The sequence below is a fragment of the Legionella brunensis genome (assembly GCF_001467025.1).
In the GTDB taxonomy this organism is placed as follows: domain Bacteria; phylum Pseudomonadota; class Gammaproteobacteria; order Legionellales; family Legionellaceae; genus Tatlockia; species Tatlockia brunensis.
Window position 1 is genome coordinate 123,704 of the sequence record NZ_LNXV01000011.1, and the last position, 25,285, is coordinate 148,988.

Genomic DNA, 25,285 nt, shown 5'->3' on the forward strand with positions numbered 1-25,285 from the left:
TCAATCACTAGATTCCAAATTTTAATTTAAAATCTGCATTTTAAGAATTCTGTCATCTAAACTTTGCTGATATCCACTTGCAATAATCCTATAAAACCTTGTAGTGTTGTTGAAAGAGTGGGCAATTATAGTTTAAACCATGGTCGAAAAAAAAATAAGCGGTGAGCGACAGCAAATCCCTATTCCCTTACAGGTTAAACCCACCCACGAAGCCATACCCACCATTACAGGCTCTGCAATCAGTAGTCAAGCAGGCACAGTATTGTATGGCTACTACAACATGGACTATAGGCTTCCAGGAAACGATTATCTGCGTATTTTTGCAAACCATAACAAGAAAACTGTCCAAATATTATTACTTACCCATGATCCCCAAAAATTACAATCTCTGCCCGGTGCTCGCCCTTCTTCTTTAGTAGCAAATACCATAGCTCAAATCAATCGTTACTGTATTCGTTCCAATCATTATCAACAACCACGCACACAAGTCCAAGAAGCTAAATATCAACTTGCTTTAGACTGCATTAAGAAATTAAGTCAACTACTCCCCTCAGAACGAGACTTGGCAAGCGATAATTGGGCAGGTCAGGAAGCATTACGTACCAAAGTAATTGCGACTCTTGAAGAATGTCGCGGTAATAATTTACTGATTGCTACAAATCCCATTGTTTCTGAAGGAGTTTTAGATGGCCTACTTTACGAGGCACGACAGACAGCCCAGCATTATCAATTTAATCGTGTTCATCCAGTATGCAGGCTTGATCAACTTGATTTTAATCACATGAGAGAGGGAAACACGTTTGTATGGGATAGTGAATTACACATAGGTCAAGATGAAGAGGCGCTAAATGACACTATCCGCGTCATTTGCCGACAATATAACCTGGTTCCCCCCGCTTCATTAAGCAACATCCCGGCAAATCGCTTTAAGCGTTTGGAGTTATTTTTACAAAAACTCTGGCTTGATGGGCGTGATTGGATAAATCACTTGGCAACCCCTAAAAAAGCCACTCAGGATACTGAAACGGATACACGAGCAGATGGTTTATCGATTACTAGGATTAAACCCTACTACCAACTACACGGTCTTACTCAAGTTGGATATTCAACCTTAGAACAATTAATGGCAGGTATCAGCAAACACAAAACTCCTACACATATTAAAGCCAATTCAGTTGAGGAAGCTAAGAACTGGTTAACAACTCGTCCAAATGGAGACTGGGTTGAATTGCCTTCCCGACAAGTAATAATACGATTAGACGATGACCTGGCTACGATTAATTACTTTGAGGAAAAGGGCCTATTTTACCCTTTGCCTCAAGGCGAAGATCTATATATCCTAAGCCAGCTGGGGAAACATCATCTTTATTTGCCCGAACGAGCCAGCTTACAACTCAAAGCTTTTTTTTCACGCTTACCTATTTTTTTTAGTCATCTATTTCAGCGCATCAATCAATTTACTCAGGATTTATACAAAGAATTCTTTAAGCATATTCATACACAACACGAAGAACTGAAGCCTCTTGAAGAAGAATCCTCTAAAGAAAGAACTACTCATCGCCGTTCAAGTTATCTGCAAGACGCCTTATATGCTCATGGTTTATTAACAGATGGATTGACGTTGGAAGATTTTGTAAAAATTCAACTCAAAGAAAATAGTTACACCATCGTACGGGAAATGCATCCTCCAAGTCCTCCGCCATATGAAAACCCCTTGCATCGATTTTTGGGGGTTTTACGACATATTGGTGGTTTTTTTGTAGATACCAGCGAAAAAAATCCAATTCTTGGTAGTTTAGCAATGGCGGCTTATGCTTATGGTGCCGGAGCTGTAATTGCACCAGAAACTCTCACCTCTATCCTGATGAAGTTGCATCTTAATGGTCTAACCTATGGGATAAAACCAACCCAAGCATTGGCTAAATGGATGAGCCATGGCACTACTTCTGAAGCAGTTTCAGCAGCAATGACTTACTGGCAAGGTGTCGTCGTTGGTGGTGATCTCGATCAATTTTTTATTAAAGCAATCAGCTTGCTAAAAGAAGAGCCTGCAGAAGTAGCAATCGTTGTCGCGTTAGCAATAAGTTTGGGCTACGGATTGTGTAAAACCATCCCCACCCTTGAAGAAGAAATGGGATATTTTCCCTATATAAATTATGCGGCATTAGGAGCAAAAGGAGGTGCGGCTATCTATGATACGGTTATGCACCCTGGTGATGATTGGCTTCTCGGCTCAATTAAATGGCTACTTCGCGGGGCATTAAACATCGCCAAACTGATTGGCGGTCCCTTCGTTGAAGCTTATTATTATGGTTATCATAAGGGATTTATCTCTGGTTTAAAAAAAAGCCGAACTTTATTTATTAACACAAGCAAGCAACTGACTGCAGCACTCTGTGATTTCTTTCTGGCAATAACTACTATTCCATTACTTGAGCTTAGTTCTTTATTTATTCATGTTCCTTTTAGAGGAATAACAAAATTTATGAGTAAAACGTTGGCCATTCTTGGAAATTGGCAAATATTAGGAAACATTTTAATTGAATTCGCCACTCGTCCTAATAGTTGGGGTTATTTGCCAGGCTTTCGTTTATCGCCACTCTATGGCTTTAGCAGCCCAATTCAGCATTACGCACAAAATCAATGGCTCAATATTTCAGTCAATATTGCAATGCTTCTTATCTGGCCGCCCTTTTTACTTCTTAAAAATCTGATTATATTACCAACGATTGATGTTTTATTTTTTCTGATTCGTTTTACTTTAACCCTTCTGGATCCTATAAGCCGCATATTTGCCTTAGGCGTTGGCTACTCGTTAACAGTAGCTGGGATAATTTGGGACAACTCTTTAGGGCGTTTACTCCAACTCACAGCTTACGCGATTACTTTAGGCAGTAATAAACTTGATAATTTTGCAGGAAATATTAAGCAGCAACTCGTTGCCGAGATACAAATTTGGCGCCGCACCCTTTATCATTGGGCATTTAGCGAAGAAGAAAAGAGTTTACATAAAACAAATACAGACGTGGAGTATTGTCTTCTGGATCCGATGAGAATAGAACGGTTACCGCATTCTTCAACAGGATGTGTACTTAAAAAGCTTCTTAGTAATACTTTGCCCAATCTGGAATCGTCTGAAAATAATCCACAGCATACGACTTTATTTCATCCAAGATCCGACGATCACTCGCCAATAACAGCACTACAGGAAACCCCAACCATTCATGCGTAGAACAACATAATCGACTAGGGTCTGTATACAATTCGCTAGCTTGAGTTGAAAAGTCTTGAGTTTCTGTGCTTCGTTGCTCACACATGTATACTGCACTACGATACTCAAAATCAAGGCTTTTCGGCGAAGAGAGTAATATGGTATACAAGACCCTAAACTAAAAGACTAAACATCATGCTAAGTAAAGGATTTTCACTGATTGAACTAATGACTGTAATTATTATCATGGGAATCTTAATCTGCTTTGCCTACCCGAGTTATCGTCATTATATCCTTCACACAAGAAGATATGATGGGCAATTAGCATTACTTGATTTAGCAAATCGTTTGGAACACTTCTATGCTGAGCAACATACTTACGAAACAGCTACGCTTGGTTTTGAAAAAACTACAGACATAAAAGATAATAATTTATCGCAGGAGAAATGGTATCTTTTAAAAATAGCATCACAGACCGTGGATACTTATAGTCTGCAAGCAATCCCCAGAAACTCTCAAGTGAATGACCTGGAATGTCAAACCTTAACGCTTGATCATTTAGGGGTTAAAAGCATCTCACCAGGCCCCAAGGGCACTCCGATAGCACAAGCTGAAGAGTGTTGGTAAAAAAGTTGCGTCATTAATGCACATTTTAGCTCTTTTTAAAACCATTTTGACTATTGTCTAGCCATATGAATAGTGTATACTTATAGCCAAGGTACTTCAAAATGCTAAGTTTTAGCCGCTTTGATCTTTTTACCTAAGAAGTTTCTACAAAACCTCTTGGATAGAAAAGGCTCCAGTTAAAAATGGCATTTTGAAGTTTCTTGAGTATACAATATATTGATTTTATCTGAGGGTTTGCCATGGCTAACACAACCAAAATCACTGAAGCATTACGTGTGCAAAGCACCCTTGAGGGGAGCCCCAAAAAGTCTATGGAAAACGCACTCGAGATGAGCCCCAAAAAGTCCATGGGGCAAAAACAAATTTCTCCCTCTCCTTCCAAAGAAGATGAATCAATCCAACTGAGATCCAAAGCAGGGAACTCTGTCAGTTTAACTGCATCGCAATTGGAGAAATGGTTTGCAACTCTGGAGGCAAGAGAGTTAAAACAGGATAGAAAAGAAAAACATATCTATCACCCTAATGATCCCGAAGTAAACCCTTCTTACCTGGCGACAATATACCTTAGCCGTTATGGTTTGAAGACAGCAAAAGATGTCATCACTTTCCTAAAGTCACCGGCTGGACGTGATGTTCAGGCCATGATTGGCGAGCGATTGGCCGAAATTGCCTCTATCGAAAATGAAATTCATCAACAACAATTAGATGCAGAAACCAGAAGACAACGAGCACTAGCGGCTCTCCTCTTAGGTTTACTTTATGAAAAAGAAGCCGAAGCCAAAATAAAGAACGCTGAAATACAAAAAGACATTGATAAAAAATTGCATCATACAACTGAGACTACAAGCGGGTCTACCTCAAAAAGCGAAGCCTATGCAGCTGTAGCTGCCTATTCGGAATCTATTGCTGCTCTGGAGAAAATTTTAAAAGACAAAGTCAAAGAATCAGAGGAGCTCGAAGAGGAATTCGATAAGCTTGATGAACTGGCACTAGAGATTGCAAGTCGCTACCATCATCTGGATCAACATATTACGACACTTGATCATTTTGGGCTGCTAGTAAATTCGTTTTATATGAGCCATGAAGAGCGGATCAAAGCAATAGAAGCTCTCGAAGCTAAAATTAATCAGCTTAAAGGTCAAACTACTTCAAGCGCTGAAGCTGAACAAACAAGCCCTCATGAGCAAATCAGCACGATGTTGATTACCCTCTCCCTTATGCAAGCACAACTAAAATCACCAACTTCTACAATAGAGCTCATGGAAGCAAGGGCTAAGGATCTCGAAAAAACCCTGAAAAAACAAGCTAACAGTATTGGCGATTTACTTGCAGGTAATAGCGACAATAGCGAAAATGTTGAAAGTAGCGAAAGTAGGGAGCAACGAGCTAAACAGTTGCTTCATGAACACAATGGCCTACATGTTCAATTTGCAGGCCTCAATGATATGATTGGTGTGATGAAAGGAGAGAAAAAACTCTGGGACAAGCAGGGCCAACCAGTCACTTCCATTGATAAAGCTGCTTTTGTAATCTCTTCCAAAAAATCCCTTGTGTTTCATCAAGGTGAGTATTATTTACTGAATGGCGAAGCCCCTGAAAACTTTGACGAGCTACCTCAAAAAGTCAAAGACGAAGCTAAAAGAAACTTCGATCAAGCTCGTCCAGAAATTACCAGTTTAAAAAGGCTCGTTCACCATAATAAACAATTAGAAGAACACGATTTCAGCCAAAGAAAAGAAGACCTTACTCAACGTAGCGAAATCATGCAAAAAGAAATGTTACTTCTTACCAATCAACTTACAAAACTTCAGTCTTCCAAGGCCAATATGGAAATCTTAATACAACAATTAGACAAACAAACGTCAAATGTTGATACAAATACCACACCTTCTGTATCCATCCCAACACTTAAACCAACTTTGAGTAAGGGGTCAAAAACGACAACAAATAATAATACTGCGGCTTATGTGCAGGGTTATAAACATACATTGTTATTGATGAGAAATAACCCTACCCCTGACTCAGTGCAGCGGCTAAGAAATTTTTTCATGGGGCCTGATGGTAAAACACCAGTTCCATCCACCATAGAAACTATTCTTTCTAGTATTAAGTACGGTAGGCCTATACCGTTGCAAACCATGCAAAATTTGTTGCAAAACATGAATCGCTTAGGATTAGCAATGGCCGGACCAAACAGGAGAGCGCTCCAAACTCCTGAGTTGATCGAAGAAGTAAATACTGCTCCATCCCCTTTTAAAAGAAATCTCACGCCAAAACCTTACTAATACTTGCTTCGTAGCCGCAACTCTTCTAACATGGACAGAATGTTGCGGCTCTAGCGAAAAAACCATGATGACTGATAAATTGTTTGATAATCAATCAATTATTGTAACTTTAGATGTTGATGCTTTTTTATTTGACAGACTTAAGCAAATAGCTAGTGTTGGCTTTGCAGTTGTTGAAATTAACAGTAGTGAGCAAGAAATTTTAAAAACAGTTTTGCAAGATTTTCCTTCTTTGCGTATTGGAGCAGGCAATATTACGAATACTCAACAACTGGAGGATAGTTATCAAGCGGGGGTTCATTTCGCCTCTAGCCCAGGCTTTTTACCAGCAATTGCACAAACAGCAGCAATTTATTCGATGAATTATCTGCCAGGTATAGCTACCATTTCAGAAGCTATGCAAGTTATGGCTTTAGGTTATCATCAAGCAAGACCCTATCCTGCAAATCTTACCTTTTGCGCATCATTGAATAAATGTTTGCCTATGCTACGATTATTTCCAGCAGAAATTGAGTGGGATGAAGCTGAGCACTATCTGAGTCTGCCGGCTGTTGCGGCAGTTAGCATTATAAATCCCGAGAGCAAGCAGTTACATGCTCTATCGACTGGGGTTTTTGCATAAATCAATAAGTAAGAAAAAAGCCCCGATACAAATGGCACTATCAGCCAGATTGAAGACGGGCCAATGATGATTCTTATAATAGACATCAATAAAATCAATTACATGCCCCAAAGCTGCTCTGTCATATAAATTTCCTACAGCTCCGCCAAGTATAAGACTCACGGCAAGTGATTGAAGTTTAGCTTTAGGGGGTAAGCGAATTAACCAGATTATTAAGAAAATACTCATTAAGATACTAAAGCTGGCAAAAAACCAGCGATGCCACCCCCCTGTGCCACTAAGAAAGCTAAATGCTGCTCCCGTGTTATAAGCCAAGGTGAAATTAACCATAGGCAGTAATGCTTCGGGCTGATAAGGCACAAAAGTTGTAGCAGCCCAATATTTAGACCATTGATCAACCAAAATAACTGCAATGCTTAACAAAAACCAAGGCCATTTTTTCATGCGAAATGTCTCACTTCATCCCGACCACTAATATTATCGACACAACGTTGGCACAACTCCGGATGATTTGCATCAGCACCTACATCTTCTCGTCTATGCCAGCAACGATCACACTTTTCATAATTGCTTGGATGCACAATGATAGCTACCCCTAACTCATCATTAGCAATGCTTTTATCCGTGCAAGCAGCCATAGGTTGAACCTCAGTAGCAGAAGTAATTAAAACAAATCTTAGTTCATCACCCAATTTATCAAGCAAAGGAAAAGTCTTATCGTCTGCATAAATCGTTACTTGCGCTGCCAAAGCTGAGCCAATTAATCCTTCCTTACGTTGATTCTCCAATGCTTTGTTAACTTCATCACGAATAGCCTGCAATCGCTCCCAATATGCCATATCCACATCGTCTATTGCGGGCCATTGCTCATACCATCGCTCTATAAAAACAGACTCACTGTTCTGCCCTGGAATAACCTGCCAGATTTCTTCTGCAGTAAATGACAAAATTGGAGCTAGCCATCGCGTCAGTGCATGGATGATATGAAACATTGCTGTTTGACAGGAGCGTCTGGCTATACTGTTTTTAGCCGTGGTATATTGACGATCCTTAATGACATCCAGGTAAAAACTACCCATATCCACAGCACAGAAATTATGAATTTTCTGATAAATTACGTGGAAATGATAATTTTTATAAGCCTCTATAATTTCCTCTTGTAATTGCTGTGAACGCTTGATTGCCCAACGATCTAGCTCGACGAGTTGATTCGCAGGAATACAATCTGTTTCAGGTATAAAATCAAACAAATTAGCTAGCAAAAAACGCGATGTGTTGCGAATTCTGCGGTAAGCATCCGCATTACGTTTAATAATTTCTTCTGAGATACTAACCTCATGACGATAATCTGTTGAAGAAACCCATAAACGCAAAATATCCGCTCCATGCTGGTTGATCAACTTATCTAAAGCAACATAATTTCCTTTAGATTTGGACAATTTTCTACCTTCTGCATCCACAGTATAGCCGTGGGTTAAGACACTCTTATAAGGAGCATGTCCATAAATAGCTACCGCCGTGGTTAAGGAAGAGTTGAACCATCCTCGGTGTTGGTCGGAACCCTCAAAATACACGTCTGCAGGCAAACCTAACTCTGCATTTTGCTTTAAGACACAGTAATGGGAGACTCCTGAATCAAACCAAACATCAAGTGTATCGGTTATCTTCTCATAGTTCTTGGCATCTGCTCCTAAAAATTCGTTGATATCAAGATCAAACCAGGCATCAATACCTTGCTTTTCCATTCTAGTCGCTATTTTCTCAATTAATTCAACCGTATTTGGGTGTAGTTCACGACTATTTTTGTGAACAAATAAAGTCATGGGTGTTCCCCAGGCTCGTTGGCGAGAAATACACCAGTCAGGACGAGTCTCTACCATATTTGCAATACGTGCCTTACCCCATTCAGGTATCCAGTTGACCTTATTAATTACCGCAGCTATCGAATGACGTAGGCCATTCTTATCCATAGCAATAAACCATTGTGGGGTAGCAAGAAAAATCATTGGAGTTTTATGACGCCAGCAATGAGGGTAACTGTGGCGAATAGATTCATGATGAAGAAGCACAGTACGCTCATTAAGAGTTTCTATGATTCTATCATTGGCTTTGAGTACAGAAAGACCTGCAAATAAAGGAACTTCCGCATGATAACAGCCATTCGTTAAAACAGGATTAATTAAAGGCAAATTATAGGCTAAGCCAACTTGATAATCTTCTGGACCATGAGCAGGCGCAGTATGTACACAGCCAGTACCCGCATCTGTTGTTACATGTTCGCCTAAAATGATGGGAACTTGTCTATCATTGAACGGATGTTGTAGAGCAATTCTTTCAAACTGTTTACCTTTGGCATTACCGACAGTTTTATAATCTTTATACCCATAACGAGTCATTACTGACTCAACAAGATCAGCAACTACTAAAAAATACTGTTGATTGACTTCTAATAATAAATAGTCAAGCTCAGGGTGTAAGCACACCGCTTCATTGGCTGGTAGGGTCCAAGGCGTTGTTGTCCAGATAGGCACAATCACTGGTTTAACAGGTAGACTCTCTGATATTACCGAGATCAAATCTTTGGGTTGCACTGCAAAAAAAGCAACGTCAATTGAAGGCGATGTTTTATCTTCGTAGTCAACCTCAGCTTCAGCTAAGGCAGAACCGCAATCAACACACCAATGAACCGGCTTAAATCCCTGCTGCAAGTGACCATTCTCAATGACTTTACCAAGAGCACGAATAATATTGGCTTCATAAGAATAATCCATCGTGACATAAGGATGCTCCCAGTCACCAAAAACACCCAAGCGTTTAAATTCCTCGCGTTGGATATCAATCTGACTTGCCGCATATTCCCGACATTTTAAGCGGAATTCACTAGCACTTACTTTCATGCCAGCTTTGCCTATTTTCTTTTCTACATTGAGTTCAATCGGTAAACCGTGGCAATCCCAACCTGGAACAAAAGGAGTATCAAAGCCACTCAGACATTTAGATTTATTAATAATGTCTTTCAAAATCTTGTTAAGAGCATGACCGCAGTGCAAATGTCCGTTTGCATAAGGAGGACCATCGTGAAGAATAAACCGCTCGCAGTTTTGACGGGCTTCCCTAATTTTTTCATAAATACCTTTGGACTCCCAGTCAGCTAACATTTGAGGCTCGCGCTGTGCGAGGTTAGCTTTCATTGGAAACGTTGTATCTGGTAAATTTAAGGTATCTTTATATTCTGCCATTTCATCTACTCTACTAAAAAACGTTAAGTTGCGAAGAAGTATATTTCACTATTTTGGCCAAACCAGCCCCCTAGACTCCTGGTATCGCACAAAAATAAGCTTTAGCCGCATTAACATCATCATGAATTTGCTTTATCAAAGCATCTATTGAAGAAAATTTAATCTCATCTCGCAACTTGTGCAAGAAGAATACTTGCAGCATCTCTCCATATAGATTTTCATCGAAATCAAACAAGTGGATTTCAAGAACATTTTTGGTGCCATCAACAGTAGGTCTACTTCCCAGATTAGCAACTCCTGTAAACCATAGTCCATTTCTTTCTATCTGCACACAGAACACACCTTTTAAGGGTAACGAAAGCCTGTGCATGCTTAAATTAGCCGTGGGTATTCCCCACTGCCTTCCACGCCCATCCCCTCGAATAACCCGACCACAAAGCGTAAAGGTCCTTCCTAACAGTATAGAAGCTCGATTAAGATCTCCCTTCGCTAAAGCTTCTCTAATCTTAGTCGAGCTGATACGTTCACTTTCTAAAGCAACATCAGGAAAAGTCTCAACACAACAGTCTTGCTCTTTCCCCATTTCTCGAATTAAATGAACGTCACCTTTTCGCTGTTGGCCAAAGCGAAAATCCTCTCCGACCAATAGATATTTTATCTGCAATAATGAAAAGAAATAATGCCTTGCAAAATCTTCAGCTGCCATTAAAGCAAGTTCTTTATTAAATTTCAGGCAGCACACATAATCAATATTATAATGTTTGAATACTTCTAATTTTTCACGCAGACTTGATAGTCTAGCTGGAGATTGCTGTTTATGGAAAAACTCACCTGGCTGGGGCTCAAACAATAAAACAACCGAAGGCAATTGCAGACGATTTGCATGCGTCAGCAATTTGGTTAATAAAGCCTGATGCCCACGATGCACGCCATCAAAATTACCAATCGTTGCAACCGTGCCCTGCGAAAAACAGGAGATGTTATCTAATCCACGCAGCAGCTTCATGCTTATAAATAATAAAAAGAAAAAGATTATACCGAGTTTACAAGCAGATTGCGAAATTAATCTAGGTAGAACATTAACAAAATCCAGCAATTTAACGCTTTGCTTTCATTGCAAAGCTGTTTGCTCATCAGCAGCTTAATGAAAACCAAGTAAGAATTTACAGCTGTTAAGTTCCTCTTAGCAAAAACGGCGTATTATTCCCGCCCAACAGGATAAATGATAACCAAAGTGACCAATAAATAGTCATTCGCAATTACCTAGTTAATGCCGTGTAGTTTTTTACCGAAGTGTCGACGCACTACTACAAAAAATACAGGTACAAAAAAAATCGCCAGGATAGTAGCCGTCAGCATTCCGCCTGCTACCCCAGTACCTACCGCATTTTGCGATCCTGAACCAGCGCCTGTGCTAAGCACTAACGGTAAAACACCGAAAATAAAGGCCATAGAAGTCATTAAAATCGGACGCAAACGCATGCGTGCCGCTTCAAGGGTCGCCTCAATCAATCCTTTATTTTCTTTTTCAATCAAGTCCTTGGCGAATTCAACTATCAAGATGGCATTTTTTGCAGATAAGCCAATGGTAGTCAAAAGACCCACTTGGAAATACACATCATTGTTTAGCCCACGTAAGTAAGTAGCTAACAACGCTCCAATGACACCTAATGGTACAACTAGCATCACCGAGAATGGAATTGACCAGCTTTCATATAAGGCCGCCAAACATAAAAAGACAACAATCAAAGAAATGGTATATAACAGAGGTGCTTGTGAGCCCGATAAGCGTTCTTGATAAGACATTGCAGTCCAATCAAAGCCTATTCCCGATGGTAGCTTTGACGCTAATTTTTCCATTAACTGCATAGCCTCTCCCGTACTTTTACCCGGACCCGCTTCTCCTAAAATTTCCATAGAAGGTAAACCATTATAGCGCTCCAAGCGAGGAGAACCATATTCCCAATAAGTTTTGGTAAATGCAGAAAATGGTACCATTTGCCCATCTTTTCCTCTTATATACCAAGTTTTGATATCATCGGGTAACATTCTAAATTTGGCATCGGCTTGCACATAAACTTTTTTGACCCGTCCTCTATCAATAAAGTCATTGACATAAGTGCTTCCCAAGTTAGTGGAGATAGCCTGATTAATATCAGTTATTGCTACTCCCATGGCCTCTGCTTTTACCTGATCAATCTCAAGCCTGAATTCCGGAGTGTCTTCTAAACCGTTAGGGCGAACGCGAACTAAGGCATCTGGATGTTTTCCTATCATCTCCAGAAGTTGATTACGAGCTTTCGTCAATTTTTCATGCCCCAAACCTCCCCTATCAATTAACTCAAAATCAAACCCGGTCGCTGTACCAAGCTCAATGATTGCCGGCAAATTAAAGGGAAACACCAACCCATCTTTGATTTGACCAAAAGCCTTTGTAGCTCTGGAAATAATTGCAGAAACGTTATTTTTTGCACCTTTTCGTTTTTCCCAATCCTTTAATGTCACAAAAGCAATGCCTGCATTTTGCCCTCTCCCGTTAAAACCAAAACCAACAACAGTAAATACTGAAATTACATTATTTTTTTCCTCAGTAAGGTAGTAATCTGTAATTTGGTCAGCCACTTTTTGCGTACGCTGTTGGGTAGCCCCCGCAGGCAATTGCATCATCGTTAACAACATGCCTTGATCCTCATCCGGTAAAAAAGAAGAGGGCAAGCTAAGAAATAAATAACCCACGCCCAAAATAACCAATAAATAAATCAGCAAATAACGCCCCGTTTGGACAAGGATTTTATTAACAGCATCATGATAAAGATGTGTCGCACGTTCAAAATTGCGATTAAACCAGCCAAAAAATCCTTTCCTATGACTGATCTCACTGGCTGTTGTTGTCTTCAAGATTGTTGCACAAAGGGCTGGCGTTAAAACTAATGCTACCAAAACAGAAAGCGCCATAGCTGACACAATAGTCACTGAGAATTGACGATAAATTGCTCCTGTAGAACCATCAAAAAATGCCATAGGAACAAAAACAGCAGACAATACCATGGCAATCCCTACCAAAGCCCCTTGAATTTGTCCCATGGAGCGACGTGTCGCCTCCTTAGGCTCTAAATTTTCTTCCACCATGACCCGCTCGACGTTTTCTATCACGACAATAGCATCATCAACTAGTAAACCTATCGCCAAAACCATACCGAACATAGTTAACGTATTAATGCTAAAACCAAAAACTGACAAGATAGCAAAGGTACCCAGCAGAACAACAGGTACAGCAATAGTGGGAATTAACGTGGCACGAAAATTTTGCAAGAAAAGATACATTACAAGGAAAACAAGAATAATCGCCTCGATGAGGGTTTTAACCACCTCTCGAATAGAAAGCTTCACAAAAGGAGTGGTATCGTAAGGATAAACAACTTTAAAACCGCGTGGAAAAAAGGGTGACATTTCAGCGATTTCATTTTTAATAGCTGCAGCAGTATCAAGCGCATTTGCCCCTACTGCAAGCTTTATCCCTAAACCTGCTGCTGGCGCACCATTATAATGCGAAAGTATATCGTAGTTTTCTCCCCCTAACTCTATGTGAGCTACATCCCGTAAACGAACTATAGAACCGTCCTGGTTTACCTTCAGTGAAATTTTCCCAAATTCTTCCGTTGTTTTTAGGCGAGTTTGCGCAATAATAGAAGCATTAAGCTGCTGTCCTGGAACCGCAGGAGTACCTCCTAGTTGCCCAGCAGCAATTTGATTGTTTTGTGCTCGAATCGCAAGAATTACATCACTCGGTGTTAGCTGGAAATTATTCAATTTATGCGGATCTAACCATATACGCATCGCGTATTGAGAACCGAATAACTCGACATCGCCAACACCATTAAGACGACTAATTGGATCTTGAATATCAGAGGCTACATAGTCAGCGAGATCATATTGATTCATACTGCCATCATCAGAAATTGCCCCTAATACCAGCAGGTAACTACTGCTTGATTTCTTAACATTAATACCTTGTTGCTGTACTTCCAGGGGAAGTCGAGGCATTGCAAGTTGTAATTTATTCTGTACCTGAACCTGGGCAATATCAGGGTCAGCCTCTGCATCAAAAGTAAGTGTAATGGTGACCGTGCCTGAAGAATCGCTCTGAGAGGCCATATACATAAGCCTGTCTATGCCGCTCATATTTTGTTCGATAATTTGCGTTACTGTATTTTCTACGGTTTTTGCATCAGCTCCAGGATAAGTAGCTGAAATTTCAATTGCAGGAGGGGCTACATTGGGATATTGGGCTATTGGTAAATTAAAAATAGCTATAGAACCAGCCAGCATGACAAGAATTGCAAGAACCCAAGCAAAAATAGGCCTGTCTATGAAGAAGTTAGACATTTCTAATTACCTTTTTGTTGTTTATCTGCAGGCATTTTTTCATCGATAGTAATCTTATTTTGCTCAATAGTTACTTCTGTAGACTTTACTTTCATTCCTGATTTGACTTTCATATGCCCAGACACAATTATCTTATCACCAGCATTTAAACCACGAGTAACAAGCCATTTATCACCCACTGCCCTGATCGCTTCTATTTTGCGTAAGACAACAACCCCATTTGCATCCACAATTAATGCTGTTGCCTCTCCACGTGCATTGCGCGTAACTCCTTGTTGAGGAGCTAAAATTGCATGTTCTTTTATTCCCTCTTTTAAACGTGCACGCACAAACATGCCTGGTAAAAGCTCATGGTGAGGATTAGGGAAAATAGCACGTACCGTAATGGAACCGGTGGTTTCATCAACAGTAACATCAGAAAATTCCAAGATCCCAGTTTTACTATAGAGAGAGCCGTCTTCTAATATTAGCTCAACCACAATATTGCTACTGTTCTTCTTCAAAAAACCACTAGCATACTCACGTCTTAAACGTAAAAAATCCTTGCTTGATTGAGTAACATCAACATATATGGGATCAAGCTGATGCACTGAGGTTAAAGCCGTTGTTTGATTTTCGGTAACTAACGCTCCTTCCGTTACACTAGACTTACCGATACGTCCACTAATAGGCGAAATAACCTTTGTATAAATGAGATTAATACGCGCTTTCTCCAAAGCAGCTTCAGCAGCAATCACTGTTGCATCAGCCTGTTTAGCATTGGCAACAGCGGTATCATAATCTTGATGACTTACATAATTGGTACTGAGTAAAGGTTTATAGCGTTTCACTGTTAAGTGATTAATTTCCGCATTGGCTTGTGCTTTAGCAAGGTCCCCCTTGGCACTGTCATAAGCTGCTTGATAGGGTGCGGGGTCAATCTGGTATAAGGACTGTCCTTCTTTAACATCACTACCTTCAACAAATTGGCGCTTTAAAATAATACCACTAACCTGCGGTCTAACCTCCGCTACACGGTAGGGACGTGTTCGCCCAGGTAACTCCACAGTGAAAGTAAAAGGTTCGACTTTTAAAGTAACAACCCCAACCTCAGGCGTTTCTTCAGCAGATTGCTTTTTTTTGTCACTACAACTGAAAAGTAGAGGCAATGTAGCCAATAGCACTAGAACTACATTTGTTACACTACTTTTCTTTTTCATGGCACCTCAAGTTATTCTTAAAAAAGCCCCAAAATTACCTTAAACCAATGCTAATTTGGCAATTAACAATCCATTTTAATAACTATAGCATTAGAAGCTTATGTAAAACGATTTTGGTTAAAAAATGGTTATTCCGCATTTATTAAGGATATTAGAAGCCATAAGCAAGACGTAAACCTACTGAGTAAAGAAAAGGAAAATAAGCATCTGTAGGATTTAACTGAGCTTCCCCATAACCTGCCGTATAACTACCGCCAAGCTCAGCCATGAAATGCTCAGTAACATGATAATTTAGACCAGCCCCAAAAGTCGGGCTTAAGCGCCAATCATTAACAAGCATATCGTTTCGATGTACACCTGCAGCTCCCACACTGGAATAGATTCTAAGCCTTGTATTGGAAATAGGCAGCATAATTTTGCCTTTCAAATCCACCGTTTCTGTCTTTGTTTTAAAGGTTGTCAAATTGTCATTCATGAAGCTAAACAGACTCATCGGATCAAATGATACATTCGCATCGGGATAGCGCATGTAACTTAATTCAAATGCTAACTGTGGAATAAACTCATAGCCAACAAAAACTCCCCATACACCTCCCCCTTCAGTAACTTTAATCGGGGTGGACATACTCAGTGCTGCATTCTGATTTTCCTTCAAAGGCACTAATCCTTCCCAAGTGGTTGAACCGTAACCACCAAATACACCAATATAGGGAGGGTGTGACAATTTCGAGTTCGTTTGCAAAGCCGCCTGACATCTTAGAGAACAAAACGATAACAGCAGTAAAGTGAATAATACAAATTTTTTAATAATCACAATAAAACACTCTTTAATGTCTTGACTATCTGAAGCAGAAAGCCAAGACGTAAATGTCAAAAACCAAATTACTGACATGCTTTCTTATTGGAGCTACAAAGTCTATTACGAGAGTCTACCCCCCCATAAAGATAGCAATTCCAATTATCCATACAGTCTTGAGGGCTGGTATATTGCTGATATTCACATGCCTTTTTTAGCGAACCAAACACGCTTACCATACGTGAATAAAGTGCATTCATATCCTGGCACATACCCGATGGTAATCCTGAGGATGTGCAATAGCAGGTAGCTACTGACTTAAACGAAGCACAGAAGCTGACATCATTGGTTGGCAAGGCATTTGGACATGCAGCAAAAACTGAACAAACAAAACCATAGAAAGAAACAACTGCAAAGATTTTTCTTATCATCCTTGATCCTTATTCAAAAAAATTCTAGATGACTTTATCAGAAACTGAGCTACTGCAAAATATTTAATTCATTGTAATTAATGTTGAGGCAGGTTTACATTAATTAATTTAATCACTTCTTTAGCTATTAACTCTCGAAAAGCCGGTTGTAAATTTGCAGATATAACTAAAAAAGGGGCATCTGAGTCAATCATGCGAAAAAAACAAGCATCAAATAAATTATCTATTTTCAATAAATCATCGTGAGAACTTCTTATATCTTGGGTTTTTAATCCAAAAAAACCAGCTTTTTCTCTTTTTTTAAAATTCGCCAGGAAACTATTCTGCACATTCAGGTTGATAAGAAAATTATTTCCTTTTGCAGAACTTAGCCTCCCACCTAGACTAAAGACTCTACAGTTTAATTTCACAGAACGAAATATCTTGGTGTATAGCCAAACAAAAAACTTAATCAAAAACCCTTTAACTCTACTTTGCATCCGTTGAAATGTACCTATACTTGCAAGTTTTACCAAATTTGGACACCCTTGATAAGGGTTTGTATTAATCACAGACTCATGAACCTCTTGGGCTAATGACGTTAATGTGGAATTTTGTTTCAGTATCAATTTAACAGGCTCAATTCTGAGAAAACACCCCACCACATTGTCATAACATTGACTATTTCGCGTAGATTTTACTCTATTCACACAAATAGAGTGGGAAATTTGTTGAGAATCATGACAACAATTGAGCAAAGCCAACACCATGACGGCACACAAACCATCCAGAATGCTAATATGATTATGCGCACAAAATAGTTGAAAATTACTCAAAGCGTCTTCAGGTATTTGCATATAGGTTGAATAGGTCAGTTGTTGGGCTTGCATATTTTTAATGACTTGTTCTGGAGGAAAAACAAATAAAGAGGTGTCTTTTAAATACTCATCCCAAAACACCATATCGCGATCTAAATGTTTCTGAATATAAGATTGCTCATCAAATAGGTAGGTTCTATAAGCTATATCTCTCTTTGATTTTTTTATTTTTTTGCCAGAAACATAAAATTCAGATAAATCGGATAGCAAGATTTCAGGCGAAACATCATCAAAAATAATGTGGGGGAAACAGATTTGCAATTCAGTGAAATCATCCTTAAGGTGAAACAATCGCAATATTATCTGCGGTGAGCCTTTAGGCCAGGGATAAGAGGTAATTAATTGGTGACTGGACTTTTCTAGCATCAACTCAGATTCTTCTTCAGAAAAAGATTCAAGATTGGTCTCCATCACCTTAAAGGCTAAATTTTTTTGTAACCGTTGCGCAGGATAAAATTTGGATATTTGAAAACATAATATTTCATGCTTGTGGCAAACAGACTCTAATGCCGTGGTTAGACGAGCACCATCAAGGCGTCCTTCGAAGCGTTTTCTTGTAAATATATTTAATTTTTTCGCTTTTGGCTCGAACGTATCTGCCAACCATAAGAGAAGCTGAAAATCACTTAAGGGAAGCAATGCATCCTCTTTTTTGAAAGCCTGGCTTAGTGCACGATGTCGCTTCCTGATCGTTTTGGCCTTTTTTATTAAGGGAGCTAGATTAGTAATGGTCGGAGCATGATAAAAATCATGCAAGGAAATTTCTTTGCCTAGTTGATGGTTTATTTTTGAAACCACTCTCGCTGCCGATAGTGAGTGTCCTCCCAACTCGAAAAAATTATCTTTAAGCCCTATTGGCTTTATCTCCAGTTCCTCAGACCAAATTTCTGCAAGCATTTTTTCTAATGTTGATTTGGGTTCCAGATAATACTGACCTACGGTAAACTGAGGTGCTGGTAATGCAGACCGATCTAACTTCTCATTAGCATTTAAGGGGAAAACATCCATTTTAATAAAAGTGACAGGAATCATATATTCCGGCAAATGACGCTGCAAATATTGACGCAGATCACTGCCATCTACATCGTTGTTTAAATCTTTAAGGACGTAATAGGCTACTAATTTTTTATTCTTTTGGAGTCCTTCAAAAGCTAATACCGCCGCTGCTTTTAAGGCAGAGTGCTTAAGCAAACAACTCTCGACTTCAGCAGGCTCAACTCGAAATCCCCGTATTTTTATTTGATGGTCGATTCTTCCTATACATTCGATTTCTCCTTGAAGTCGACGGCATAGATCACCAGTTTTATATAGCTTCGCAGCAACATCATTGTCGAAGGGATCCTTAATGAAATATTGCTCAGTTAATTTTTCATTATTTAAATACCCCCTTGCCAGGCAACTCCCGCCAAGATACAACTCACCAATATCACCCTCAACAACCGGGCGAAGATGTTTATCAAGGATATAAGACTTCACATGTGGAGCCACTTCCCCAATGGGAACATTCGCCCCCAAATTATAGATGTTTTTTTCATTAATTTTGTAGAGGCAAACCGCCACACTTGTTTCAGTAGGGCCATATTCATTAAATAAAACATGTTGGGGATACAGGGTTAACCAAGACTCACAATCAGCCGTCGACAAAGTTTCTCCAGCCAGCATAATTTTTTCTAAATCAGGCAAGTCGACACGCTTATTTTTTACTTCATATAACAAAACTTTAAAATAGCTAGGCGTTAGTTTAATAAAATTAACTTGATGAGTGACCAAATATTTAAGGTACTGCCGTGGATCTTTTTTATTCTTATCCGTACAAATAACGACGGTTAAACCAAGCATTAAAGGGATAATCGACGTCGTTAACGCAAAATCGAAAGCATGATTAGAAGAAAAATCGATACGCTCCTGCGGTTGGCAATCACAATATTTAGCAAACCAAAGCGAGTAATCCACTACACCTCGATGCTCAACTAATACTCCTTTAGGGGCGCCAGTAGAACCGGAAGTATAAATAACATAAGCCAAGTGACGTGAAGTTACCGCTGAGGCAGGATTATCTGTTTTTTGTTCTTTTATTTTCGCCTCTTTGTTCAGGACTATTTTTCCTTGGTAGCGAATAAATTTCTTCTCCAAAGAATTCGTTGTGATTAAGAATTGAGTAGAACCTTCGTGCAGAATCAGTAGTAATCGCTCTTCTGGATGTGATGAATCTAATGGCACATATGCCCCACCCGCTTTCAAAACACCAAGCATAGCTATCAATAGTTCAATAGAGCGCTCCATACACAAAGCCACTGTTGTATCCGGCTTTATACCTATTTCTTGCAAATAATAAGCGAGTTGATTAGCCTTTTGATTCAATTGCTCATAAGTTATAGCTTGCTCTGCAAAGATGACTGCAATATCCTGAGGTCTCTGCCTGGCCTGCATCTCAAATAACTCATGCAAAGTCTTTGAGTTTTCCATCTCAATTTTTTTATCCCTTTCTATACTTGTTTGATTCATCACAATACAGGCAAAAATCTATCTAACCATTTGGGTAAATACCAGTTCCATGTTTTAAGAAGCGCCATTGTGGAGGGCACTAATAAAGTTCGAATCAAGAAAGCATCCACAAAAATAGCAACTGCTATGCCAAGACCAAATGCCTTCACCATTAAGACATCAGCTACTAAAAAAGAGCCGCAAATAAAGATGACGATGACAGCCGCACTTGTGATAATGCGACTACTTCTTTCAATGCCAAAAACAATACTGTTATTGTTATTACCACTTTCCTCATGTGCTTCCTTTATTCTAGTTAATAAAAATACCTCATAGTCCATAGAAAATCCGAATAAGGCGCAAAAAATGATAACCAGTAAACTAATATCAAGCATTCCTTGTGGTTCAAAATTAAGATATTGCGCCAAATAGCCATCCTGAAAAACTAAAACCAAAGCCCCATAGCAAGCACTAAGGCTTAATAAATTCATTATAATGGCTTTAACCGGCAACAATAATGAACGTAATAAAATTAACAAGATGAGATAGGTAAAAACAATAACCCAAAGAATGGCGAAAGGAAGGATGCGAGAAATACTTTCAAGAACCTCTACATTAATCACGGGAGTTCCAGTTAATTGCATTTTCATCCCAGAGGCCATTTTCGTATCGCGTAGATTTGTAATCAATTCTTTGGTTTGAGGTGAGTTAATATTATATTTACTAACAACGCTCATTACTGTAAATGAGTAGCTAGTCGTAGTCGCCAGTAATTGCTTTAGATTGTTATCCAGTAATTTTCTATGCAAATTATATAAATCATAATACTGTTTTTTAGTTAGCTTGGAATCTGTAGTAACAACACTGTTAATTTGGTCAATGTCGGAATTTGCTTTAAGCTGTTGCGCTAAATTATACATATGGGAAATATTATTCTTTGATAAAATGTAGCTATGGGGTGTTTGAATTAAGACAAGAATAGGGGTTAATGTTTGTACATTAAATTTTTCAGAATAAGTATTAAAAAAATCTCTACTTTCTGAATTTTTAGGGAGAATCTTATAATCGGAAACACCAAACTTTGCCGACAACAGTGGGTAACCAAGCAACAGCAAGAAAATAAGGATTGGAAAGAAGAATACCAGAGGACGTTTGGTCACTTTTTCCGCCAGCCAATGCCAAAATTTAAAGTGCTTGATTTTATTTTTTCTGCCAAATCGCACCGACAATAAGTTTATTCGTGTGTTAAGCACTGCCAAAATCGCAGGTAGTAAAATGATTGCTGTACCGGCTGCTATTCCAACAGCTACAAGGCCACCTACTGCAACGGAAAACAAGATATTAACAGGAAACAAAAATAGGGCACTAAGGCTTACAAAAACAGCTAAGCCACTAAAAAAGATAGCTTTCCCTGCTGTTTCTTCAGTTATTGCTATTGCCTCTCTTATAGTGACCCCATTATGCAACTCCTCACGAAAACGACTTATTACGAACAGGGAATAATCCAAACTAAGACAAAGTCCTAATAGTAAAGCAATATTTAAAGTGAAGATTGAAAGTGTACACACATGTCCTAAAAAATAGAGAATAGTAAGAATTATTAATGCACATCCTCCACCTAAAACAATAGGCAACAATGCTGCAACAAGGGAGCCGAAAATAAAAATTAAAGTGATTATTGCTACAGGGGTTGCAATAAAATCAGCCCGATAAAGATCAGTTTGTGTTTGCTTATTGACATCCTTTACAAAAATAGCTTGGCCTCCTAGCGAAACAGCCATATTAGATGGCTTTTTTATGGCTGCTTCAAACTGTGACAATAGTCGTGCATCAAGAGGTTTGCTACCTTTTACCATTACAACGACATAAGCTGTGTGTTTATCTTTTGAGATTTGCTTTTTATTATTGTTCGGAAAAAATATTTCATGCTTGATTGGAAAATCCTTTAATTCCAGTAATGATTTCTTTATCTTTTTGATAAATAGAGGATTGCTTGCTAGAAGATTAGGGCTTTTATAAATAATTAGAAATTTATTAACGTTGTTATATTCCAGTTTTTTATTCAAATATTCCTCTGCTTTAGCACTTTCAGAGCTTTCGTCAATAAAACCTGTCGTCTTAAATGGACTAATAACATTAGGCAGAAACGGGATACACGCAACAACAAAAAATAACCACCACACAATGAGATACCATCGTAATGGATAAATTATTTTGCCCAATCTGTAAAAAACATGATTTTGCATTCTTGATTATCCCTAACCCCTATTTATAACTTTTCAAAATCAGATTTACATATAAATTTTTATACATTGAATAGATTAGTATTCATCAAATTAAATGTAGGCATAAATATGAGCTTTTGCATCTAATTGGAGATATTTTTGCAGAAAATGTAGCAAGATATTTATAACAAAATTCATTTAAAATAATTCTATTTTTCCTACATATACAGAGTTTTACCTTTTTCCATTTAAGAAAAAAAATAATTGTGAAAATACAAAAAAAGCAGTAATTTGTAGGCGTTTTTAAAATATAGTATTCATCTATTTTCTTAAATTACAGGGACTTATCATGCCTAAACACAAGCTCGTTTTAGGATTTGCACACTGGGGAAGTATTAAAGTGCCTATCTTCAAAATGATAGAAACAGTTAAATTTGCAGTAGAAAATGGTATAGAAGAAATTGACTGTGCCCCCCATTATGGTAATGGTGCGCAAGAAAATGTTTTGGGAGTAGCTTTGTTGTCTTTAGACGACAATGTCCGCACCCGCATCAAGATTTCCACCAAAGCGGGGCGTTTTATTGATCCTAATCAAAAATCGGAAAGCAGCAATGGTTTTACAAATACCAGTGGTTTTACTCAAGTCTTTGATTATAGCAAAACAGGTATCGAAAAATCTTTTAATCAAAGTCAGCTAAGAATGGGGTTACCCAGTGTACATGCTTTGTATTTACACGATATTGATAAAACCACTCATGGAGAAAAGCATACAGCCCATTATGATGCCTTTGTTCAGGATGGCTATCTTGCTTTTGAAAATCTGAAAGAACAACAAAAAATTGAAGTTGCTGGAATAGGCTCAAACGATACTGAAATTTGTATAAAACTGATTGAAGATGGGCGCTTTAAAATTAACCGTATTATGCTGGCGGGCTGCTACAACCTACTCAATTTTTCAGCACTCGACAGACTATTTCCGCTTTGTAAAGAAAAAAATATCCAACTTTATATTGCCGCTCCCTATGGAGGTGGGCTTTTAAGCGGTCAAACAGGAAATAAATTTTTTCGCTATCAAGAAGCAGATCGCGATCTGCTTGATAGGCTAGAAAAGATAGAAGCTATATGCGAAGCACACAATGTACCGCTAGCTCATGCAGCAATGCAATTTGTACACATGCACCCACAAGTTGAAAAAGTCGTTGTTGGCGCAAGAACACCAGAAGAACTTAAGACTTCATTGGACTATGCCAGTACCCCTATTACACCTAAATTTTGGGAGGCTCTAATAAAAAAGGGATTGATTCCTAAAAACACTCCCATCTCACCACTCAAAGTCCCATTAACATCGTCCATATTTGTGAAAGAAAGTGAAGTAATTAGCACTTCACCAACAAATTTAACAGAAAGCGTCCAAATTTAAACATACAGCATATTATCCCGAGCGTTATCTCGGGATAATCAAAATTTATACCCTGCTAACAACATTCATCTAGTTAACTTCTTTCAGGCTTTTTGACAAAATTTCGCATATTTGGATCAGCTAAAATAGGCATATCACCTCACCGTCCAGGGTTTAATTACTGATATTGGTTTGTTGGTTCTTCTAAAGTAAAGACCTGCTCTTCATTTGATATCAAGGTCTTCTCTTTATCTACTGTAAAAAACGCTTGACCAGAGGTTATTGTTTTTACTTTGGAGTTTTTCAACTGTTGCTCTAAGGACTGCAAAAACTCATTCATTAAAATTAATTGATTTTTAAATTCCTCTTCTAATTGAGGAGCATTTAAACGTCTCTTTTCGAATATCTCAATACTAAGCTTCAGAGCATCTACTGGCTCCAGGGCACCATGTTCATCTTGGTAAGCGCTCAGCTCAGATGATATGGTACTCTGCACAGTAATAAAAGGTATATGATTTTGTATTGCACCGAAAAGATATACCGCAAAAAATTGCTCTAATTTATCTTTTAGATCAGGTTTATCAGTCGCAAAATATTTCATGAAAGCATCTTGAAGAGCCATGAAGCCACTAAATATTTGTCCTATTGAATGTTGTTTCGAGATTAATGGCCTATGACCAAATTTTTTTACATTTTCATTTACATAGGAATAATAATCAGAACTTTGACCATTCCGAAATTGCAATATCCCCTCACTGTATACCCACGTAGTGAGTTCATCTTTGGACAAAGGGGTAGACTCAGCAACTTTATTAATAAAAGAACGCATTTCTTTTTCGTAAATGCTAAAAACAGAAAAACTTGGCATGTAATATCCTTATACAAAAATTTTAGAAACTGCCTATTTTACATAAAATTTCTTTAAAATTAATGTTGCGTGCAAGCAAAAAACCAACCAATTCTCAATTCGAGCCTTGTGCCAATCTAAATGTTCGCCTAATATGCGTTTTAACTCGCTGATATACGTCATATTGCTCCTTTTTTGTCGAAGCTGAGCATATAAAGTACATTGTAAATCCTTAATCTTTATTGATTACAATCCCCTTCCCCACAAAAATATAAAGAAAACCTGTAATGGGAAAAATTAGAAGAGCTTTTATCCTTGCTAATGGCACAGTTTCAATCACAAAGAAAAAACCAAATAAAGGCGGATATTTCAGTTTTTTCAGTCTTAACGAAACAGCAAGTTGGTTGATGTTTGATCCGGATAATTTTATTAATCAATTGGCTGAACATTGCCAAGAAGAGCACACACTTGTTCTTGATGGCCCAGGAACAGATCTTACCCAGGATAATGGATCCTTATTAAAATCAATTAGTGCTTTAATAGACGGACACATTGGTGATAATGGCATTAATGCCAATTTTGAAAAAATAAAAAAATTTATAGAGAAACAATCTAAAGAAGCTACACAAGCCGATGAAACATTAATCATCTGTGCAGTAGGTTGGAGTCGCGGCGGG

16 protein-coding genes are annotated in these 25,285 nt (G+C 38.5%); 6 read left to right on the plus strand and 10 right to left on the minus strand.

Features of this window, described 5'->3' with window-relative positions; genetic code table 11:
* The first annotated feature begins 139 nt into the window (after window positions 1–139).
* The 4 genes from Lbru_RS07410 (at window position 140) to Lbru_RS07425 (ending at window position 6,745) form a co-directional block, all read left to right on the plus strand.
* Window positions 140–3,232 carry a hypothetical protein gene (locus tag Lbru_RS07410; RefSeq protein ID WP_058441553.1) on the plus strand — a complete coding sequence of 1,031 codons (3,093 nt, stop codon included), beginning with the start codon at window positions 140–142 and terminating at the stop codon, window positions 3,230–3,232.
* Window positions 3,233–3,406: 174 nt separating this feature from the next.
* Complete coding sequence (locus tag Lbru_RS07415; RefSeq protein ID WP_058441554.1) at window positions 3,407–3,838, plus strand: type IV pilin protein; 432 nt, start codon at window positions 3,407–3,409, stop codon at window positions 3,836–3,838.
* A 239-nt stretch (window positions 3,839–4,077) separates the two neighbouring features.
* Window positions 4,078–6,123 (plus strand): hypothetical protein, encoded by a 2,046-nt coding sequence (locus Lbru_RS07420; protein WP_058441555.1) that lies wholly within the window; start codon window positions 4,078–4,080, stop codon window positions 6,121–6,123.
* A 64-nt stretch (window positions 6,124–6,187) separates the two neighbouring features.
* Entirely contained in the window at window positions 6,188–6,745 is a 558-nt protein-coding gene (locus Lbru_RS07425; protein ID WP_058441556.1) for a bifunctional 4-hydroxy-2-oxoglutarate aldolase/2-dehydro-3-deoxy-phosphogluconate aldolase, read from the plus strand.
* Here Lbru_RS07425 and lspA read toward each other — a convergent pair.
* The 9 genes from lspA to Lbru_RS07470 all read right to left on the minus strand — a co-directional run bounded on the left by lspA (window position 6,722) and on the right by Lbru_RS07470 (window position 22,383).
* Window positions 6,722–7,189 (minus strand): signal peptidase II, encoded by a 468-nt coding sequence (gene lspA, locus Lbru_RS07430; protein WP_058441557.1) that lies wholly within the window; start codon window positions 7,187–7,189, stop codon window positions 6,722–6,724. The genes Lbru_RS07425 and lspA overlap by 24 nt on opposite strands.
* Window positions 7,186–9,984: an isoleucine--tRNA ligase gene (gene ileS / locus Lbru_RS07435; RefSeq protein WP_058441558.1), complete on the minus strand. Its 2,799-nt coding sequence runs from the start codon at window positions 9,982–9,984 to the stop codon at window positions 7,186–7,188. The genes lspA and ileS overlap by 4 nt, the downstream gene beginning before the upstream one ends.
* 70 nt (window positions 9,985–10,054) lie before the next feature.
* The gene (ribF, locus tag Lbru_RS07440) at window positions 10,055–10,990 is read right to left on the minus strand and encodes a bifunctional riboflavin kinase/FAD synthetase (RefSeq protein ID WP_058441559.1); all 936 of its coding nucleotides are present in this window, start codon (window positions 10,988–10,990) and stop codon (window positions 10,055–10,057) included.
* A 257-nt stretch (window positions 10,991–11,247) separates the two neighbouring features.
* Complete coding sequence (locus Lbru_RS07445; protein WP_058441560.1) at window positions 11,248–14,370, minus strand: efflux RND transporter permease subunit; 3,123 nt, start codon at window positions 14,368–14,370, stop codon at window positions 11,248–11,250.
* A gap of 2 nt (window positions 14,371–14,372) precedes the next feature.
* Window positions 14,373–15,569 carry an efflux RND transporter periplasmic adaptor subunit gene (locus Lbru_RS07450; RefSeq protein ID WP_058441561.1) on the minus strand — a complete coding sequence of 399 codons (1,197 nt, stop codon included), beginning with the start codon at window positions 15,567–15,569 and terminating at the stop codon, window positions 14,373–14,375.
* 151 nt (window positions 15,570–15,720) lie between these two features.
* The gene (locus Lbru_RS07455) at window positions 15,721–16,461 is read right to left on the minus strand and encodes an outer membrane beta-barrel protein (RefSeq protein ID WP_238583847.1); all 741 of its coding nucleotides are present in this window, start codon (window positions 16,459–16,461) and stop codon (window positions 15,721–15,723) included.
* Window positions 16,452–16,796: a hypothetical protein gene (locus Lbru_RS07460; protein ID WP_058441562.1), complete on the minus strand. Its 345-nt coding sequence runs from the start codon at window positions 16,794–16,796 to the stop codon at window positions 16,452–16,454. The genes Lbru_RS07455 and Lbru_RS07460 overlap by 10 nt, the downstream gene beginning before the upstream one ends.
* Window positions 16,797–16,873: 77 nt before the next feature.
* Window positions 16,874–20,119 (minus strand): non-ribosomal peptide synthetase, encoded by a 3,246-nt coding sequence (locus Lbru_RS07465; RefSeq protein ID WP_065235440.1) that lies wholly within the window; start codon window positions 20,117–20,119, stop codon window positions 16,874–16,876.
* A 38-nt stretch (window positions 20,120–20,157) separates the two neighbouring features.
* Entirely contained in the window at window positions 20,158–22,383 is a 2,226-nt protein-coding gene (locus tag Lbru_RS07470) for an MMPL family transporter (protein WP_058441563.1), read from the minus strand.
* Between the two features lie 328 nt (window positions 22,384–22,711).
* Here Lbru_RS07470 and Lbru_RS07475 point away from each other — a divergent pair, with 328 nt between their 5' ends.
* Entirely contained in the window at window positions 22,712–23,782 is a 1,071-nt protein-coding gene (locus tag Lbru_RS07475; RefSeq protein ID WP_058441564.1) for an aldo/keto reductase, read from the plus strand.
* Window positions 23,783–23,939: 157 nt separating this feature from the next.
* Here the strand turns inward: Lbru_RS07475 and Lbru_RS07480 are convergent, their stop codons facing one another.
* Window positions 23,940–24,629, minus strand: coding sequence for a hypothetical protein (locus tag Lbru_RS07480; RefSeq protein WP_065235439.1), 690 nt, complete (start codon window positions 24,627–24,629; stop codon window positions 23,940–23,942).
* Between the two features lie 266 nt (window positions 24,630–24,895).
* Between Lbru_RS07480 and Lbru_RS17335 the strand changes: the two genes are divergently transcribed.
* The coding region (locus Lbru_RS17335; RefSeq protein WP_058441565.1) for a hypothetical protein at window positions 24,896–25,285 on the plus strand (390 nt) is incomplete at its 3' end.